Origin of the sequence: Cellulomonas sp. CW35, assembly GCF_052378485.1 — a bacterium.
In the GTDB taxonomy this organism is placed as follows: domain Bacteria; phylum Actinomycetota; class Actinomycetes; order Actinomycetales; family Cellulomonadaceae; genus Cellulomonas; species Cellulomonas uda.
Genome location: NZ_CP199000.1, coordinates 2,824,580 through 2,843,270, shown reverse-complemented (window position 1 = coordinate 2,843,270; position 18,691 = coordinate 2,824,580). Strand labels below are relative to the sequence as shown.

Genomic DNA, 18,691 nt, shown 5'->3' with positions numbered 1-18,691 from the left:
CGAGGACGCGGGAGGTCAGGTGCACACCAGCACGCCTACGAACCGGATGACGCGCGCGCGGGCGGTGCTGCTCGCGGGAGGCGCGGCGCTCGCCGCCGCCACCCTGGGGGCGTGCTCGGGCACGCCCGGCGCGGCCGCCGTGGTCGACGGGCACGTCATCACCGCGCAGGAGGTGCGGTCCGCGACGGACCAGCTCACCGAGCTCGGGCAGCAGTTCGACGTGCCGACCGTGCTGTCGATCCTCATCCAGGAGCCGACGATGACGCGGTTCGCGGCCGACGAGGGCGTGGCGGTGTCCGACGAGGACGCGGCCGGCCTGCTCGACCAGGTCTCGCAGTCCGTGGGCATCGACGTCGGCGAGTACAGCGACGCGACGCTCGCGATCGCGCGCTACTCGCTCGCGTCCGGCAACCTGCAGGACGCGGGCGACCTCGAGGCGCTCGGGCAGCAGGTGGCCGAGCGGCTCGACGCGCTGGACGTCGAGGTCAACCCCCGGTTCGGCACGCTCGGCGAGAGCGCGGCGGTCGAGGGTGCGTCCGCGCGGCCGTGGATCGTGACGCCCCGGGCGGACGCGCCCTGAGCCCGGCCGCGGCCGACCGGCCCCCGGCCGGGGGCACGACGAGCGCGCTGGACGAGCTCGTCGCCGTCATGGACCGGCTGCGCTCGCCGGGCGGGTGCCCGTGGGACGCGGAGCAGACGCACGCCTCGCTCGCGCCGTACGCGCTCGAGGAGGCGTACGAGCTCGTCGAGGCGATCGAGCACGACGACCGCGCGGGGCTGCGCGAGGAGCTGGGCGACCTGCTGCTGCAGGTCGTGTTCCACGCCCGCGTCGCGCAGGAGGACGCCGACGACCCGTTCGACGTGCAGGACGTCGCCGCGGACCTCGTCGCGAAGCTCGTCCGTCGGCACCCGCACGTGTTCGCCGACGAGCAGTCCGCACCCGACGACGAGGGGCGCCACGTCGCGTGGGACCGCATCAAGCGCGCCGAGAAGGACCGTGCGTCCGCGCTCGACGGCGTGCCGCTCGCGCTCGGGGCGCTGGCCCGCACGCAGAAGCTCGTCGCGCGTGCGGAGCGCGCGGGGCTCGCGGTCGACGCGCCCGCGGGCGACGACCTCGGCGCGCGGCTGTTCGCGCTCGTGCGTGAGGCGCGTGCGGCGGGCCTGGACGCCGAGGGCGAGCTGCGGCGGACGACGGCGGGCTGGGAGGCCCGCGTGCGCGCCGCAGAGTCGGGCTGACGCGCCCCGCGAAGGGTCGCGGGTGTCCACGAGGGACAGTGGTCCCGTGGCAGGTCGCCGCACGTCGGTAGGGTCGGCGGCGAGCCGGTGAGACGGTCACCCGGCCACGATTCGGTCACCGTGCGTCCACCCCGCGTCAGGCGGGTGCGCGCAGGTCAGGAGGCGTTGCGTGACGACGATCGGTATCCCGCGGGAGGCGGCCGGGCAGCGCCTGGTGGCCGCGACCCCGGCCACCGTGACGAAGCTCGTCGGGCTCGGGTACGACGTGCTCGTCGAGGCCGGTGCGGGCGAGGCGGCGACGTTCGCCGACGACGCGTACGCCGCCGCCGGGGCGCAGGTCGTCGACTCGGCGCGCGCGTGGGGTGCCGACGTCGTCACCGCCGTGGACGCCCCGCCCGACGAGCGGGTCGCGCTGCTGCGCGAGGGAGCGGTCCTCGTCGCCCAGCTCCAGCCCGCGCAGCGGCCCGAGCTCGTCGCGACCCTCGCCGCCCGCGGCGTCACCGCGCTCGCGCTCGACGCCGTCCCGCGCATCTCCCGCGCGCAGGCGCTCGACGTGCTCTCGAGCATGGCGAACGTCGCCGGCTACCGCGCGGTCGTCGAGGCCGCGGGCGAGTTCGGCGGGATGTTCGCCGGGCAGGTCACGGCCGCGGGCAAGACCCCGCCGGCCAAGGTGTTCGTCATCGGTGCGGGCGTCGCGGGCCTCGCCGCGATCGGCACCGCCGACTCGCTCGGTGCGCAGGTACGCGCGTTCGACGTGCGACCCGAGGTCGGGGAGCAGATCGAGTCGATGGGCGCGACGTTCGTGCGCGCCCCGGAGGCGCAGCAGGAGATCAGCGCCGACGGCTACGCGAAGCCGCTGACGCAGGAGCAGGCCGCCGCGGCGCTCGAGGTCTACGCGCGCGAGTGCGCCGACGCGGACATCGTCGTGACGACCGCGCTCGTGCGCGGCACCGCACCCACGACCATCACGGCCGCCGCCGTCGCGGGCATGCGGCCCGGCTCGGTCGTCGTCGACCTCGCCGCCACGGGCGGCGGCAACTGCGAGCTCACCGTGCCGGGCGAGCGCGTCGTGACCGACGGGGGCGTGGTCGTCCTCGGCTTCACGGACCTGCCCGGGCGCATGCCGCAGCACTCGTCGCAGCTGCTCGGCACGAACGTCGTGCACCTGATGCAGCTGCTGACGCCCGGTAAGGACGGCGAGCTCGTGCTCGACCTCGAGGACCCGGTGCAGCGCGGCATGACGGTCGCGCACGCCGGGGACGTCACGTGGCCGCCGCCGCCCGTCGCGGTCTCGGCCGCGCCGCCACCGACGACCGGCCCGCCGCCGCCCAGCCCGCAGGAGGTCGCGGCGCGGCAGGCCGAGCAGGCGGAGCGTGCCAAGGTGCGCGCCCAGCGGCGCACGGTCGCGTACGCGCTCGGTGCCCTGCTGCTCACGCTCGGCATCTCGTACGCGCCGAGCGAGTTCCTCGCGCACTTCTCGGTGTTCGTGCTCGCGGTGTTCGTCGGGTACTACGTGATCTCGAACGTGTCGCACTCGCTGCACACGCCGCTCATGGCCCAGACCAACGCGATCTCCGGCATCATCCTCGTCGGCGCGCTCCTGCAGATCGGGTCCGACGACCCCGTGGTCACCGTGCTCGCGTGCGTCGCCGCCGCGGTCGCGTCCATCAACATCTTCGGCGGGTTCCTGGTCGCGAACCGGATGCTCCGCATGTTCCGACGGGGGGCCTGACATGACGCTCGTGTCGCTCACGAACGCCATCTACCTGCTCGCCGCGGTGCTGTTCGTGCTGTCGCTCGCCGGCCTGTCCAAGCAGGAGACGGCCCGGCGCGGCAACGTGCTCGGGATGGTCGGCATGGGGCTGGCGCTGGCCGCCGTCGTCGCGCGCGCCCTGAACGAGTCCCAGCGGGCCGTCGGCGTGACCGCGCTGCTCATCGCGCTCGTGCTGGGCATCGGGGTGGTCGTCGGGACGTGGCGCGCGCGCCGCGTCGAGATGACGCAGATGCCCGAGCTGATCGCGATCCTGCACTCGTTCGTCGGCATCGCGGCCGTGCTCGTCGGCTACAACTCCTACCTGACCGGCACGCACGACGGCGTGCACCTCGTCGAGGTGTTCCTCGGCGTGCTCATCGGGGCCGTGACGTTCACCGGGTCGGTCGTCGCGTTCCTCAAGCTCTCGGCGCGGATGAAGAGCGCGCCGCTCACGCTGCCCGGCCGCAACCTGCTCAACCTCGCGGCCGTGCTCGTCTCGTGCGGCCTGCTGGCGTGGTTCCTCGCGGAGCCGTCCGTCTGGCCGCTCGCGTTGATGACGGTCATCGCGCTCGCGCTCGGCTGGCACCTCGTGGCGGCCATCGGCGGCGGGGACATGCCCGTCGTCGTCTCGATGCTCAACTCGTACTCCGGGTGGGCCGCCGCGGCCGCGGGCTTCATGCTCAGCAACGACCTGCTGATCGTCACCGGCGCCCTCGTCGGCGCGTCCGGTGCGATCCTGTCCTACATCATGTGCCGGGCCATGAACCGGTCGTTCGTCTCGGTGATCCTGGGCGGCTTCGGGGCCGAGGAGGGTGCCGCGGCGCCCGCCGGTGGCGGACCCGTCGGGGAGCACCACGAGATGTCCGCGGCGGACGTCGCCGAGGCACTCGCGGGAGCGCGGTCCGTCGTCATCACGCCCGGCTACGGCATGGCGGTCGCCAAGGCGCAGTACCCGGTCGCGGACCTCGTCGAGAAGCTGCGCGCACGCGGGGTGGAGGTGCGCTTCGGCGTGCACCCCGTCGCGGGCCGCCTGCCCGGGCACATGAACGTGCTCCTCGCCGAGGCGAAGGTGCCGTACGACATCGTCCTCGAGATGGACGAGATCAACGGCGACTTCGACGAGACCGACGTCGTGCTCGTGATCGGCGCGAACGACACGGTCAACCCCGCGGCGCTCGACGACCCGTCGTCGCCCATCGCGGGCATGCCGGTGCTCGAGGTCTGGAACGCCAAGCAGGTCGTCGTCTTCAAGCGGTCGATGGCCACCGGGTACGCGGGCGTGCAGAACCCGCTGTTCTTCCGGGACAACACCGCGATGCTGTTCGGCGACGCGCGGGACCAGACCGAGAAGATCGTCGCGGCGCTCGCCGCAGGCTGACCGCGGCCCCCGGGACGAAACGGTTCACCCGTCGTCCCGGGGTCCGTGCGGTCCCTAGCCTCCGGGCTGACCGGCGGACGGTGCCGTCGGCATGCCGTCAGGAGCGATGCGATGCCTCGCCGTGCCCTCGTCCACCTCGACCCCCGCGCCGGGACCCCGACGCGCCGGGCGACCGCGCTGCCGGTGAGCGGCCTCGCGGCGCTCGTCGTCGCGGCCCTCGTCGCCGTGCTCGCCCTCGTCGCGCAGTCCGCGACGCCGGCGCACGCGGCGACGACCGTCCTGCAGGCCGACTTCGAGGACGGCCTCGACGGCTGGACCGGCCGCGGCGACGCGACCGTCGCGCTGACCACGCAGGACGCGCGCGGCACCCAGAGCCTCCTCGCGACCGGGCGCACGCAGTCCTGGAACGGCGCGGTCGTCGACGTGACCGACACGTTCGAGCCGGGCGTGACGCACCAGGTGTCGCTGTGGCTGCGGCTGCCCGCGACCGGCAGCGGCTACGCCGACCTGCGGGTCTCCGCGCAGCGGGACGTCGACGGCACGTCGGCGTACGAGACGATCGCGACGGCCACGGGCGTCACGAGCGGCGCGTGGACGCACGTCAGCGCGAGCTACACCCCGGGGCTGTTCGACACCGCGTCGCTGTACGTGGAGTCGACCTCGTCCCTGACCGACTTCCTCGTCGACGACGTCACGGTCACGAGCGAGAAGGTGAGCCCCGACCTGTCGCTCCCGCAGATCGACGAGACGCTCGCGCCGTGGTTCACGTTCGGACTCGCGGTCGAGCCGGCCGACGTGCTCGCGGGCCGCGGCGAGCTCGTCGCGCACCACGCCGCACAGATCACGCCGGGCAACCAGATGAAGCCCGACGCGATCCAGCCGACCGAGGGGACGTTCCGGTTCGGCCCCGCCGACCAGCTCGTCGACTTCGCGCTCGAGCACGGCCAGCGCGTCTACGGCCACACGCTGGTGTGGCACCAGCAGACGCCCGAGTGGTTCTTCCAGCGGGACGGCGCCGCGCTCACGACGAGCGCCGCCGACCAGGCGCTGCTGCGCTCGCGGCTCAAGACGCACATCGAGGCCGTCGCGGACCACTACCGCACCACGTACGGCGAGTTCGGCACACCGGGCAACCCGATCTTCGCGTTCGACGTGGTCAACGAGGTCATCGACGAGAACCAGAGCGACGGCCTGCGCCGCAGCGAGTGGTACCGCGTCCTCGGGCCGTCCTACATCGCCGACGCGTTCCGCTACGCGCGCGACGCGTTCGGTCCCGACGTGCTGCTGTTCATCAACGACTACAACAGCGAGTACCCGAACAAGCGCGCCCCCTACCTCGCGCTCGTGAAGTCCCTGCTCGCGCAGGGTGTGCCCGTCGACGGCGTGGGCCACCAGCTGCACGTCGAGGTCGGACGCTCGCTCGAGTACGTCGAGGGCACCATCGCCGCGTTCGAGGCGCTCCCGGTCCGGCAGGCCGTCACCGAGCTCGACGTCTCGACGTACCAGCACGGTGGCGAGTCGTGGACCACGCCGCCCGCGGACCGGCTGCGGCAGCAGGCGTACTACTACCGCGACCTGCTCGCGGTCCTCAAGAAGCACGCGCCGTCGTTCGAGTCCGTGACGATCTGGGGTGTCGACGACTCGCGCACGTGGCTGCGCGCGGGTGCCGCGCCGCTGCTGTTCGACGGGCAGCTCCAGGCGAAGGACGCGTTCTGGGGCGTGGTCGACCCGTCGCGGATCGGGACGACGAGCACCCCGACCCCCACGCCCACGCCGACCCCGACGCCCACGCCGACCCCGACGCCCACCTCGACGCCGACGCCCACCCCGACGCCGACGCCCACCCCGACGCCGACGCCCACTCCGACCCCGACGCCCACGCCGACCCCGACGCCCCCGCCCGTGGGCGCCTGCACGGTCCGCTGGTCGGCCAGCGCGTGGAACACCGGCCTGACCGCGAACGTCCGGGTGACGAACACCGGCTCGACCGCGCTCGACGCGTGGACCCTCACGTTCACGTTCGGCGGGGGGCAGCAGGTCACGCAGGGCTGGAGCGCCCAGTGGTCGCAGAGCGGCACGCGCGTCACCGCGCAGAACGCCCCGTGGAACGGGCGGCTGGCACCCGGCGCGAGCGTCGAGATCGGGTTCAACGCGTCGCACCCGGGCACGCCCACGCCGGGCACGGCGTTCGCGCTCAACGGGTCCGCCTGCACGGCGGCGTAGCCGCGGCGGGGTGCGCCGGGAGCCGTGCGTAGGACATGCACACGCGTGTCCAGCGGACGGAGGTCCCGGCGCACCCGTCGTCGGACGCCACTAGGGTGAGGTCGTAAACCCACCTTGCACGGACCCCACCTGCATGTCGAAGGAGCTCCCATGGCCAGCATCGAGGCCGTCGGCGCCCGCGAGATCCTGGACTCGCGCGGCAACCCCACTGTCGAGGTCGAGGTCGCGCTCGACGACGGCACGATCGCCCGCGCGGCGGTCCCGTCCGGCGCGTCGACCGGCGCCTTCGAGGCCGTCGAGCGTCGTGACGGCGACAAGTCGCGCTACCTGGGCAAGGGCGTCGAGCAGGCCGTGAACGCGGTCATCGACGAGATCGCCCCCGAGATCATCGGGTTCGAGGCGAGCGAGCAGCGTCTGGTCGACGCCGCGCTCATCGAGCTCGACGGCACGCCCAACAAGGGCAAGCTCGGCGCGAACGCGATCCTGGGCGTCTCGCTCGCGGTCGCCAAGGCCGCGGCCGACTCGGCCGACCTGCCGCTGTTCCGCTACGTCGGCGGCCCCAACGCGCACGTCCTGCCCGTGCCGATGATGAACATCCTCAACGGTGGTTCGCACGCCGACTCGAACGTCGACATCCAGGAGTTCATGGTCGCCCCGATCGGCGCCACGACCTTCCGCGAGGCGCTGCGCACCGGCACCGAGGTCTACCACTCGCTGAAGTCCGTCCTGAAGGCCCAGGGCCTGTCGACCGGCCTCGGCGACGAGGGTGGCTTCGCGCCGAACCTGTCGAGCAACCGCGCGGCGCTCGACCTGATCCTCACCGCGATCGAGAAGGCCGGCTTCACGCCGGGCACCGACGTGGCGCTCGCGCTCGACGTCGCGTCGACCGAGTTCTTCAAGGACGGCGCGTACCAGTTCGAGGGTGGCGCCAAGACGCCCGCCGAGATGATCGCGTACTACGAGCAGCTCGTGACGGACTACCCGCTGGTGTCCATCGAGGACCCGCTGTCCGAGGACGAGTGGGACTCCTGGTCGCAGCTCGTCGCCGAGGTCGGTGGCCGCGTGCAGATCGTCGGCGACGACCTGTTCGTGACGAACCCGGAGCGTCTCGCCAAGGGCATCCAGCTCAAGTCGGCGAACTCGCTGCTGGTCAAGCTCAACCAGATCGGCACGCTCACCGAGACGCTCGACGCGGTGACGCTCGCGCAGCGCAACGGCTTCACGACGATGACCTCGCACCGCTCCGGCGAGACCGAGGACACGACGATCGCCGACCTGTCGGTCGCGACGAACGCCGGCCAGATCAAGACCGGTGCCCCCGCCCGTGGCGAGCGCATCAACAAGTACAACCAGCTGCTGCGCATCGAGGAGGAGCTGGACGACGCCGGTCGCTACGCCGGCCGCTCGGCCTTCCCGCGCTTCCAGGCCTGATCACCTCAGCCTGACCGGTCGGCCCACGCCGACCCCGAGGCCGGTCGCCCCCCGGGGCGACCGGCCTCTCGCGTCCCTGCCGGCCGCCCCGCACGTGGGGGATCGGTGAAGGAAGCCACGCGGCGGCGCGACGTCCCGGGCTCACGGGTGCGCGCGGGGCAGAATCGGGCGCATGTCCGCACCCCGCCGCCCGGTCGACCCGCGTCAGGGCGTCCGCGACGGCGCGTCCGGCGCCCCCCGCCCCGACGCGGCGGGTGCCCCGCGTGCGCCGCGTGCGCCGCGGACCGGGGCGGCCGGCGCCGCGCGTCCGGGTGCGGCGGGAGCACGCCCGGTCACGCCGGCGCGGGGGACCCGCTCGGCTGCGACCCCCTCGCGCGGGGTCCCGCGCGCCACGTCACGCCCGGGCGCCACCCGGCCCGGCAACCGTGCGCCGTCGACACCGCCGCGCGGCACGGCCCGGGCGGAACGGGCCCGGGTCGAGCCGCCGCGGCTGTTCTCGGTGCGGGCGATCGTGCTGGGCTGCGTGCTCGTCCTCGCGTTCGTGCTGGTCTACCCGACGCTGCACACCTACCTGCGTCAGGAGGCGGACCTGCGCGAGCTGCGCAGCCAGGTCGCGGCGGCGCGTGAGCGCAACGACGACCTGCAGGCGGAGCTCGAGCGCTGGGACGACCCGGCGTTCGTCACGGCCCAGGCGCGCGAGCGGCTGTCCTACGTGCTGCCGGGCGAGAAGGCGTACCGCGTGGTCGACCCGGAGACCGTCGAGGTCCCGACGACGCAGGTCGTCGACGAGGACACCCCCGTGGCGCGCACGCAGGCGCAGCAGCCCTGGTACACGTCCGTCTGGGACTCGCTCGTCGTCGCGGGGACGACGGACGACGCGACGCCCCGCGACGCCACGAAGCGCCCGACGAAGGACACGACGAAGGACACGACGAAGGGCACGACGAAGGGTGCGGAGCAGGACGCCGCGACGAAGGACGCGTCGTCGGCTCGTCCCTGACGGCGTGCCGGCCCAGGGGGTCGGTCGCGCTGACCGGTGCGCGCTGAGGGACAATGGGCGTCCCCCCGACGAAGGAGCGACGTGCCCACTACCGCATCGGACGTGACCGCCCACGACCTCGAGGTGCTCCACGAGCAGCTGGGCCGCCCCGCGCGCGGCGTGGTCGGTGTCGCGGCGCGCTGCGTGTGCGGTCGCCCGATCGTCGTCCGGACGGCGCCGCGGCTCGACGACGGCACACCGTTCCCGACGCTGTACTACCTGACGCACCCGCAGGCGGTCGCGGCGGTCAGCACGCTCGAGGCGTCGGGGCTCATGAAGGAGTGGACGCAGCGGCTCGCGGTCGAGGCGGACCTCGCCGCCGCGTACCGCCACGCGCACGAGGCGTACCTCGCCGACCGTGAGGCGATCGGTCACGTGCCGGAGATCGCGGGGATCTCGGCGGGCGGCATGCCGACGCGCGTGAAGTGCCTGCACGTCCTCGTCGGCCACGCGCTCGCGGCCGGGCCGGGTGTGAACCCGTTCGGCGACGAGGCGCTCGCGATGATCCGTGGGACGTGGCGCCCCGACCGTTGCACGTGCTGACCACCGCCGGGACCGACCGGGACGCCGGGCGCGTTCCTGACGTGTCCGGTCCGGGTGCGAGGATGTGCGGCGTGACGCGAGTGGCTGCCATCGACTGCGGGACGAACTCCATCCGGCTCCTGGTGGCGGACGTCGATCCTGCCGCGGGCACGCTGGTCGACCTGGACCGGCGGTCCGAGGTGGTCCGCCTCGGCCAGGGCGTGGACCGCACGGGGCGGCTGGCCCCCGAGGCGCTCGAGCGCACGCTCGCGGCGACGGCGCGCTACGCGGCGATCTGCGCGCAGCTCGGGGCGACGACCGTCCGGTTCGTCGCGACGTCGGCCTCCCGGGACGCGGAGAACCGCGCGGACTTCGTCGACGGGGTGCGTGCGCTCCTCGGCGTCGAGCCGGAGGTCGTCTCGGGCCAGGAGGAGGCGGCACTGTCGTTCCGCGGCGCCACGGGCGTCGTCGCGGCGCACCACCCCGGCCCGTACCTCGTCGTCGACCTCGGTGGCGGCTCGACCGAGCTGGTCCTGGGGGAGCGCGAGCCGCAGGCGTCGCTGTCGATGGACGTGGGCTGCGTGCGGCTCACCGAGCGGCACCTGCTGGGTGACCCGCCGTCCGCCGACGAGCGTGCGGCCGCGCACCGGGACGTCGCGGCGGCGCTCGACGAGGCCGCGGCCGTCGTCCCGCTCGGGCGGGCGCGCACGCTCGTCGGGCTGGCCGGTTCGGTGACGACGGTGACGGCGCACGCGCTGGGCCTGCCCAGCTACCAGCCGGACCGCATCGACGGCGCGGTGCTGCCGACGGCGACCGTGCTCGAGGCGTGCGAGGACCTGCTGGGCGCGACCCGCGAGAAGCGCGCGGCGCTCGGTTTCATGCACCCGGGCCGCGTCGACGTGATCGGCGCCGGCGCGCTGGTCTGGCACGACGTGGTGGCACGCGTGCGTGACGAGGTGGCCGCGGCAGGAGGCGCGCTCGAGCACGTCGTGACCTCGGAGCACGACATCCTCGACGGCATCGCGTTCAGCGCGGCGGAGCGCGTCGCCCGCTGACCCGACCCCCGACGTACCGGGTGATCTTGGGACGAAACGGTTGTCGCCCCGGGGCCACCGGAGCACCGTGGAGCGGTCGGCCCGGGGAGCCGTGCGCGCGCCGTGAGCGGGCTGCGGCTGCGGGGCGCAGGGCTGGTGAAACGCGGGTGCTGAACCGTGTCACCTCTCGCGGGTCTGTGACTCGTCTCACTGGAACCGGTACCATCCCACGGGTCGAACTGCCTGACGCCTCGTGATGCCGGGTGGCACGATGTGCGGCACACGCCGCTCTGGGAGCGTTTCCACGGCCGGGTCCACCGGCCGTCGCTCCTTGATGACCACGCCGCTCGACGAGGAGCTCCAGAGATGGATCAGCCGAACCCGGCCGCGCCGAGCGGGCGGCTCGTCGCGCGCCGCACGGTGCTGGAGATGGGGTGCGGACTCGTCGGCCTCGGCCTGCTCGGGGCGTGCACGGACCACGACCACCCCACCGACGCGACGACCGACACCACCCCGGCTCCCGAGCAGACGCCCACCGCGTGGGCGGTCCCGGCCGAGCCGATGCGGTTCCCGCAGGGCTTCGTGTGGGGCTCGGCGACCTCGGCGTTCCAGGTCGAGGGCTCGTCGACCGCCGACGGCCGCGGGGTGTCCATCTGGGACACGTTCGCCGCGCAGCCGGGCCGGATCGACGACGGCTCGACCGCCGACCCCACCGCGGACCAGTACCGCCGCTGGGAGTCGGACCTCGACCTCATGGTCGACCTGGGCCTGCAGGCCTACCGCTTCTCGATCTCGTGGCCGCGGATCGTCCCGACGGGCTACCTCACGGGCGGCGGCGAGGTGAACCAGAAGGGCCTGGACCACTACCGGCGCCTGGTCGACGGCCTGCTGGACCGCGGCATGCACCCCGCGATCACGCTCTACCACTGGGACCTGCCGCAGCCCCTGCAGGATGCGGGCGGCTGGGCGGTGCGCGACACCGCCGACCGGTTCGCCGACTACGCGGCCGTGGTGTTCGAGTCGCTGCGGGACGTGGACGCGACCTGGCTGACCATCAACGAACCGAAGACCACCGCGATGGTCGGCTACGCGGGCACGGAGCACGCGCCGGCGCTCGGGGACATCGACGCGGGGCTCGCGGCCGTGCACCACCAGCTCCTCGCGCACGGCAAGGCGGTGCAGGCGTTCCGGGAGATCGGTGGACGCGGCGGGATCGGCATCGCGCTCAACCTCATGCCGGTCTACGGGGCCGCGGGCGCCGAGCTCGCGGCGGACCGCCTCGACGCGGCCGAGAACCGTCTCTACCTGGACCCGGTGCTGCGCGGCACGTACCCCGACGAGGCCGTGGGCGACAAGCCCGGCCAGCTGCGCGGCGACCGCGCGGCGTTCGAGGCGCTCGTCCAGCCCGGTGACCTCGAGACGATCTCGCAGCCGTGCGACCTGCTCGCGGTCCAGTACTACGGCGTGGCGGGCATCGACAAGACCGGTGCGTGGCTGCAGCTGTACCCGCCGTCGTCGGCCGGGTGGCAGCAGGTGCACGCCGAGGGCCTGTACGAGCTGCTCGTCCGGCTGCCCGCGGACTACCCGGACGTGCCGCCGCTCGTCATCAGCGAGAACGGCATCCCGGACCCCGACGCGCAGGGCCAGATCGACGACCCGCAGCGTCTCGACTTCCTGCGCACGCACCTGCAGCAGGCGGCGCGGGCGGTGGCCGAGGGCGTGGACCTGCAGCAGTACTACGCGTGGTCGTTCGTCGACAACTTCGAGTGGGCGCGGGGCATGACCCAGCGCTGGGGCATCGTGCACGTCGACTACGACACGCAGCGCCGCACGCCCAAGTCGAGCGCCCGGTGGTACTCGCAGGTCGTGCGGACGAACGCGGTGCCGCCCGCCTGACCCCGGCCACCGGGGGCCGCGAGCGGCTCTCGTGACGGTTTTCACACGCCGGGTCGCCCCGATGTGCGCATCGTCACCGGGTGCTGAGGTGGTGGGTCGCGCGTGCGCCGATACCGTTGAGGTATGCCTCAGTCTGCCTCCACCCCGGTTGCCGAGACCGCGGTCCGCCCCGCCAAGTCGCGCAAGGTCCCCCGGGTCCTCGTCCTCGGTGGCGGCACCGTCGGCCTGTACTCGGCGCGCCGGCTGCGCAAGCGCCTCGGTCGGCGCGAGGCCGCGATCGTCGTCGTCGACCCTCGCCCGTACATGACGTACGCGCCGTTCCTCCCCGAGGCGGCCGCGGGCTCGATCGACCCCCGCAACGTCGTCGCACCGCACCGCCGCGCCCTCAAGGGCGTCGACGTGCTCCAGGGCAAGGTCTCCCAGATCAACCACGCCGAGCGCACGGTCGAGATCACGCCCGAGGAGGGCGAGCCGTACTGGGTCACGTACGACCACCTGATCGTCGGCCTCGGCTCGGTCGCCCGCACGCTGCCCATCCCGGGCCTCGCGGAGCAGGCGATCGGCTTCAAGAACGTCGAGGAGGCCATCGCCGTCCGCAACCACGTGCTCAACCGCATCGAGGTCGCGTCCTCGACGTGGGACCCCGAGCTGCGCAAGCGGATGCTCACGTTCGTGTTCGTCGGCGGCGGGTTCGCGGGCATCGAGGCGCTCGCGGAGCTCGAGGACATCGCGCGCTACACGATCGCGCACTACAAGCAGATCGAGCAGGACGAGCTGCGGTTCGTGCTCGTCGAGGGCAGCCCGCGCATCCTCCCCGAGGTGAGCGAGGAGCTCGGCGGCTACACGCTCGAGCAGCTGCGCAAGCGGCACATCGAGATCCACCTGTCGACGTTCCTCAGCTCGTGCGTCGACGGGCACGTCGTCCTGTCGAACAAGCTCGAGTTCGACGCCGACACGATCGTATGGACCGCGGGTGTCAAGGCCAACCCCGTCCTGCAGCAGTCGGACCTGCCGCTCGACAAGATGGGCCGCGTGACGTGCAACGCCGCGCTGCAGGTCGTCGACGAGCACGGCGAGGTCGTGCCGGACGCCTACGCGGCGGGCGACTGCGCCGCCGTGCCGGACCTGTACAACCCCGGGTCGTTCTGCCCGCCGAACGCGCAGCACGCGCTGCGTCAGGGCAACCACCTCGGCGACAACCTCGCGCGCGTGCTGCGCTCGGCCGAGGTCACGGACTACTCGCACAAGAACATCGGCGCGGTCGCGTCCCTCGGCATGTACAAGGGCGTCGCCCAGATGTTCGGCAAGATCAAGGTCCGCGGGTTCCTCGCGTGGGTGCTGCACCGCACGTACCACGTGTTCGCCATGCCGACCGTGAACCGCAAGCTGCGCATCATGGCCGGCTGGACCGGCTCGCTCCTGCTGCGCCGCGAGGTCGTCCCGCTGGGTGCGCTGCACGACCCGCGCGCCGAGTTCCGCGCCGCGTCGGTCCCGCCGAAGCCGCGCGTCGTCGAGGAGAAGTCCGACGAGCAGCCGGCCGACCCGGCGATCGCGGCCGCCGCGAAGCCCGCCGCGAAGAAGAAGTCCGCGTCCTGACGGTCCGCCCGTCTCGCGCACGAGAGCCCCGGTCCTGTGGACCGGGGCTCTCGTCGTCGTGCGCCCGGCGGGACTCGAACCCGCACTGAGCCGGGTTTAAGCCGGCCGCCTCTGCCGGTTGGGCTACGGGCGCGGACGCGAGCATCCTCCCACCGGAGCGTCCGCGGCGGACGCCCGCGTCAGGCCAGCCCGGCGGCCTGCTCGGTCTGCTCGACCTGGGCCACCCAGGCGCGCTTGGCGCGGCGCCACCCCTCGTCGTCGACGCCGATGCGCCAGTACCCCGACGCGGACAGGTCCGCGCGCGCGACGCCGCGCTCGAGCCGCAGGTGCCGGCGCACCTCCTTGACCGCCCCGGCCTCGCCGTGGACGAACGCGCCGACGCGGCCGCCGGGCCACGGCAGCGCGAGCGTCGTCTCGACGAGCCGCCGCCCCGGGTGCCCGCGGTCGGCGTGCACCCAGCGGACCTCGACGCCCGCGGGAGCGGTGAGCGGGAGCTCGTCCTGCGGGCCGTCGACCTCGACCACGGCGACGCCGCGCGCGTCGTCGGGCATCCGCTCGAGCGCGACCGCGATCGCGGGCAGTGCGCTCGCGTCCCCGACGAGCAGGTGGTGGTCGACGTCGACCGCGGGCGACCACGCGCCGCCCGGACCCGAGACGAGGATCTCCTCGCCGCCGACGAGACCCGCGGCCCACGGGCCGGCCAGCCCCTGGTCGCCGTGCACGACGACGTCGACGGTCAGCTCGAGCGCGTGGGCGTCGAAGTGCCGCACGGTGTACGCGCGCAGGCGTGGTGCGGCGCCGTCGGGCAGCGCGGCGCGCACGGCGTCCAGGTCGACGCGACCGTCGTCGGTCAGCGGGCGCTCACCTGCCGGCAGGAACATCAGCTTGACGTAGGAGTCCGCGTGCTCGTCGGCGACGAACGGCGCCATGGTCGGCCCGCCGAGGACCACGCGGACGAGGTGCGGGGTCGGCTGCTCGGTGCGCAGCACGTGCGCCAGGACGGGTGCCGGTCGGCGCCTGGTCCCGCCGGGCGTGCGGTCGTCGGCCGGGGAGGGGGTCGTCACGAGTCGTGAGCCTACGTCCGCCCGAGCGGTACGCGACCGGGCGTTCGGTGGGCGTTCGGCGGGGCGTACGGCTCGGCCGGACGGCCGGGTCAGGAGCGGGACTCGGCCGCCGACGAGGCGTCGAGCGAGGCGTTCAGGGACGCGTTGAGCCGCGTGAGGGACGTGGCCAGGTGCTGCAGGTCGTCGGGCGCCCAGTCGGACAGGACCTGCGCGTACACGTCGGCGCGCGCGCGGCGCGTGGCCTCGAGCGCGGCCAGGCCGGCCGGGGTCGCGTCGATCACCGAGCGTCGCGCGTCGTTGTCGTCGCGCGAGCGGCTCACGTAGCCGAGGGCCTCCATCTGCAGCACCTGGCGCGTCACCGTGGACGCGTCGAGGCGCAGGTGGTCGGCGATCTCGTTGATGCCTGCGGGCCCGTCGTCGGCGAGCCGGCCGAGCGCGAGGTACGCGGAGCGTTCGAGCGTGCCCTCCAGGCGGCGGCTGCGGCGCCGGTTGCGGTCCGCGAGGCGCAGCAGCAGGGCGACCTGGCGCTCGACGTCGGCGATCGCGGGATCCATGGGTGCTCTCCTGTGTCCGGTGAGCACCACCCTAGGCGCCGCGGACGTGGCGCAGGACCGCGCGCACCGACGACGCGGCCCCGCGACCGGGCAGGTCACGGGGCCGCGTCGTCGGTGCCGGGTCAGGCGTCGCGGCGCTTGGTGAGCCACGCACCGGCGGCGAGGACGACCACGAGGTACGCGAGCAGCACACCGAAGCCCTCCCACGCCGAGAGCACCACCGAGCCGGTGAAGCCCGCCTGCTGCTCGATCATCGCGTCGGTGAGCGTCATCTGGGAGCCCGCGACGTTCGGCAGGTACGGCGTGAGGTCCTGCAGGGGCTTCCACGGGATCAGGCTGAACAGGATCGGCAGCACCAGCAGGATGCCGAGCGTCGTCGTGATCGCGGCCGCGGAGTGCCGCATGAGCACGCCGAGCCCGAACGCGAGCACCCCGATCATCGTCACGTAGAGCGCGTTCCCGACGAGGGCGCGCACCACCTGGGGGTCGCCCAGGTCGACCGACGCGCCCTGCCCGCCGAAGATCAGCGCCTGCAGCGAAGCCGCGACGGCGACCGCGAGAGCGGTCACGACGAACACGACGAGCGCGAGGACGAGGCCCTTCGCCCACAGCACCGGCAGGCGGCGCGGCGCGGCGGCGAAGCTGCTGCGGATCATCCCGGTGGTGTACTCGCCGGTGATCGTCAGCGCGCCGAGCACGGCGACGGCCGTCGGGCCGAGGTACGGGATGGCGCCGAACGCGTCGAGGGCGTTGACGTCGTCGCTGCTCCCGGACATCTCGTTCGCGTCGAGCATGCCCCACGTGATGAGCAGGACGAAGCCCACGATCACGACGGCGGTGATGGCGAGCGTCCACACGGTGGAGCGCAGCGACCAGAGCTTGATCCACTCGGACCGCACGAGCCGCGGGAACGTGACACGCACGTCGGCGTCGGCCGTGGGTGCGTCGGTGGTCGTGGCGGTCATCGCGCGGCCTCCTGACCGGTCGTGCCGAGGGGTGCGGACCCGTCGTGGCCCATCGTGGAGTGGTACTCGACGGTGTCCTGCGTGAGGGACATGAACGCCTCCTCGAGCGAGCCCTGCACGGGCGTGAGCTCGTGCAGCACCACGCCCGCGGCCGCGGCGGCCTCACCGATCTGCGGGGCGGTCGCGCCGTGCACGACGAGCGAGCCCGGCTCGGTCGACGTGACGCTGACCTCGGGCCCCGTGAGCAGCTCGGCGAGCTGCGTGGCCTGCGGGCTGACGACGCGCACGGACGTGCGGGTACCGCGCTCGACGATGTCCTGCACCGGACCCGCCGCGATGATCCGGCCGCGCCCGATGACGATGAGGTGGTCCGCGGTCACGGCCATCTCGCTCATGAGGTGCGACGAGAGGAACACGGTGCGGCCCTGGCCGGCCAGGTACTTCACGAGGTTGCGGACCCACAGCACGCCCTCCGGGTCGAGCCCGTTGACCGGCTCGTCGAGGATGAGGGTGCGCGGGTCGCCCAGGAGCGCGGCGGCGATGCCGAGGCGCTGCCCCATGCCGAGCGAGAAGCCGCCGACGCGGCGCTTGGCGACCGACTCGAGGCCCGTCATCTCGATGACCTCGGTGACGCGTGCGTCGGAGATGCCGTGCGTCGCGGCGAGCGTGCGCAGGTGGTTGCGGGCGCTGCGGCCGGTGTGCACGGCCTTCGCCTCGAGCAGCGAGCCGACCTGCGTGAGGGGCGAGGCGTGCTCGGCGTAGGGCTTGCCGTTGACCGTGACGTGCCCGGACGTCGGACGGTCGAGGCCGACGATCATGCGCATGGTGGTCGACTTGCCCGCCCCGTTGGGGCCGAGGAAGCCGGTGACGGTCCCGGGCTCGACCCGGAACGAGATGGAGTCGACGGCGAGCTTCTCGCCGTATCGCTTGGTGAGGTTCGTTGCCTCGATCATCGCGGAGGCTCTTCCGTTCGGTGACGTGTCGCCCCGACCCTAGGGCCAGGTGCCCGGCCCGAGACATCCGACTGCGGGTGGACCTTGCCCCGCGCGGACGGCGGCGGGTCCGTCCCCAGGACGGTCGGTCCGGACCCGGGAACCGCCGGTGCACCTTGTACGTTGGAGGACCACAGACCTGCGCCGAGGTGGCGCGGGCCGATCAGGAGGACGACGTGGCGAACCCCGTCTTCAGCAACAGCCCCGTCTTCGGCGAGGACAAGCGCCGTGGCGGTGGGACCGTCTACGCGCAGTCGAGCACGACGTACTCGACCGTGGACGCCGCGACGCTCGACGACCTGTACGCGGCACCGGCAGCGACGACCCGCGAGACGGGCCGCCTGACGTACGACGACGTGATCATGAAGACGGGCGGCCTGCTCGCCCTCCTCGTGGTCGTCGGCGCCGCGACGTGGGCGCTCGCCCCGGGCCTGTGGATCGCGGGTGCGGTGGTCGGCCTCGTGCTGGGCCTCGTCAACGCGTTCAAGCGCGAGCCGAGCCCGGTGCTCATCACCCTCTACACGGTTGCGCAGGGCGTGTTCCTGGGCGGCATCAGCGCGTTCTACGAGGCGGCGTACCCCGGCATCGTGAGCCAGGCCGTGCTCGGCACCGTCGCGGTCGCGGCCAGCGCGCTGTTCGTCTTCAAGTCCGGCAAGGTCCGCGTCACGCCGAAGTTCACGCGCTGGCTCGTCCTCGCGATGGTCGGCTACCTGGTGTTCTCGCTGCTCAACGTGGTCCTCATGATCGCGGGCGTGGGCGGCGGCGACTTCGGCCCGCTGCGCAGCGGCGGTCTGGGCATCCTCGTCGGCCTGTTCGCGGTGGGTCTCGCGGCCGCGAGCTTCATCGTCGACTTCGACGCGATCAAGCGCGGCGTCGAGGGCGGCGCCCCGCGCAAGATGGCCTGGGCCGCGGCCTTCGGCCTCATCGTGACCCTCGTCTGGCTGTACCTCGAGATCCTGCGGATCCTCGCGATCTTCCGGAACTGACGCGGGGACGCCGGCTGCGACC

16 protein-coding genes and 1 tRNA gene are annotated in these 18,691 nt (G+C 73.5%); 12 read left to right on the top strand and 5 right to left on the bottom strand.

Annotated features, from left to right (window positions below):
• The first annotated feature begins 46 nt into the window (after positions 1 to 46).
• From ACT17Q_RS12995 to ACT17Q_RS12945, 11 genes are all read left to right on the top strand, one after another.
• Positions 47 to 580, top strand: coding sequence for a hypothetical protein (locus ACT17Q_RS12995; protein ID WP_094182000.1), 534 nt, complete (start codon positions 47 to 49; stop codon positions 578 to 580).
• Complete coding sequence (locus ACT17Q_RS12990; RefSeq protein ID WP_444662882.1) at positions 547 to 1,236, top strand: MazG family protein; 690 nt, start codon at positions 547 to 549, stop codon at positions 1,234 to 1,236. Before ACT17Q_RS12995 ends, ACT17Q_RS12990 begins: the two co-directional genes overlap by 34 nt.
• A 169-nt stretch (positions 1,237 to 1,405) precedes the next feature.
• Positions 1,406 to 2,968, top strand: coding sequence for a Re/Si-specific NAD(P)(+) transhydrogenase subunit alpha (locus tag ACT17Q_RS12985; RefSeq protein ID WP_094182001.1), 1,563 nt, complete (start codon positions 1,406 to 1,408; stop codon positions 2,966 to 2,968).
• 1 nt (position 2,969) lies between these two features.
• A complete protein-coding gene (gene pntB / locus ACT17Q_RS12980) occupies positions 2,970 to 4,367 on the top strand; it encodes a Re/Si-specific NAD(P)(+) transhydrogenase subunit beta (RefSeq protein ID WP_094182002.1) in 1,398 nt (465 codons plus the stop codon).
• Positions 4,368 to 4,478: 111 nt separating this feature from the next.
• Positions 4,479 to 6,590: an endo-1,4-beta-xylanase gene (locus ACT17Q_RS12975; RefSeq protein WP_444662879.1), complete on the top strand. Its 2,112-nt coding sequence runs from the start codon at positions 4,479 to 4,481 to the stop codon at positions 6,588 to 6,590.
• Between the two features lie 150 nt (positions 6,591 to 6,740).
• On the top strand, positions 6,741 to 8,021 hold the full coding sequence (gene eno, locus ACT17Q_RS12970) for a phosphopyruvate hydratase (protein ID WP_094182004.1): 1,281 nt from the start codon (positions 6,741 to 6,743) through the stop codon (positions 8,019 to 8,021).
• Between the two features lie 172 nt (positions 8,022 to 8,193).
• Positions 8,194 to 9,021, top strand: coding sequence for an FtsB family cell division protein (locus ACT17Q_RS12965; RefSeq protein WP_444662877.1), 828 nt, complete (start codon positions 8,194 to 8,196; stop codon positions 9,019 to 9,021).
• 81 nt (positions 9,022 to 9,102) lie between these two features.
• The gene (locus ACT17Q_RS12960) at positions 9,103 to 9,603 is read left to right on the top strand and encodes a DUF501 domain-containing protein (RefSeq protein WP_141322143.1); all 501 of its coding nucleotides are present in this window, start codon (positions 9,103 to 9,105) and stop codon (positions 9,601 to 9,603) included.
• A 71-nt stretch (positions 9,604 to 9,674) separates the two neighbouring features.
• Positions 9,675 to 10,637: a Ppx/GppA phosphatase family protein gene (locus ACT17Q_RS12955; RefSeq protein ID WP_444662874.1), complete on the top strand. Its 963-nt coding sequence runs from the start codon at positions 9,675 to 9,677 to the stop codon at positions 10,635 to 10,637.
• Between the two features lie 345 nt (positions 10,638 to 10,982).
• On the top strand, positions 10,983 to 12,512 hold the full coding sequence (locus ACT17Q_RS12950; protein ID WP_141322138.1) for a GH1 family beta-glucosidase: 1,530 nt from the start codon (positions 10,983 to 10,985) through the stop codon (positions 12,510 to 12,512).
• Between the two features lie 123 nt (positions 12,513 to 12,635).
• Positions 12,636 to 14,108 carry an NAD(P)/FAD-dependent oxidoreductase gene (locus ACT17Q_RS12945; RefSeq protein WP_444662872.1) on the top strand — a complete coding sequence of 491 codons (1,473 nt, stop codon included), beginning with the start codon at positions 12,636 to 12,638 and terminating at the stop codon, positions 14,106 to 14,108.
• A 59-nt stretch (positions 14,109 to 14,167) separates the two neighbouring features.
• Here the strand turns inward: ACT17Q_RS12945 and ACT17Q_RS12940 are convergent.
• The 5 genes from ACT17Q_RS12940 to ACT17Q_RS12920 form a co-directional block, all read right to left on the bottom strand.
• Positions 14,168 to 14,241, bottom strand: a tRNA-Leu gene (locus ACT17Q_RS12940).
• Between the two features lie 46 nt (positions 14,242 to 14,287).
• Positions 14,288 to 15,172 (bottom strand): siderophore-interacting protein, encoded by an 885-nt coding sequence (locus ACT17Q_RS12935; protein ID WP_444662870.1) that lies wholly within the window; start codon positions 15,170 to 15,172, stop codon positions 14,288 to 14,290.
• 89 nt (positions 15,173 to 15,261) lie between these two features.
• Complete coding sequence (locus ACT17Q_RS12930) at positions 15,262 to 15,726, bottom strand: MarR family winged helix-turn-helix transcriptional regulator (protein WP_094179303.1); 465 nt, start codon at positions 15,724 to 15,726, stop codon at positions 15,262 to 15,264.
• Between the two features lie 122 nt (positions 15,727 to 15,848).
• Positions 15,849 to 16,691: an ABC transporter permease subunit gene (locus tag ACT17Q_RS12925; protein ID WP_444662867.1), complete on the bottom strand. Its 843-nt coding sequence runs from the start codon at positions 16,689 to 16,691 to the stop codon at positions 15,849 to 15,851.
• The gene (locus tag ACT17Q_RS12920; RefSeq protein WP_444662865.1) at positions 16,688 to 17,644 is read right to left on the bottom strand and encodes an ABC transporter ATP-binding protein; all 957 of its coding nucleotides are present in this window, start codon (positions 17,642 to 17,644) and stop codon (positions 16,688 to 16,690) included. The genes ACT17Q_RS12925 and ACT17Q_RS12920 overlap by 4 nt, the downstream gene beginning before the upstream one ends.
• A gap of 215 nt (positions 17,645 to 17,859) precedes the next feature.
• On the opposite strand from ACT17Q_RS12920, the gene ACT17Q_RS12915 reads away from it, so the two are divergent.
• Positions 17,860 to 18,669, top strand: coding sequence for a Bax inhibitor-1/YccA family protein (locus ACT17Q_RS12915; protein ID WP_094182010.1), 810 nt, complete (start codon positions 17,860 to 17,862; stop codon positions 18,667 to 18,669).
• Positions 18,670 to 18,691 lie beyond the last annotated feature (22 nt).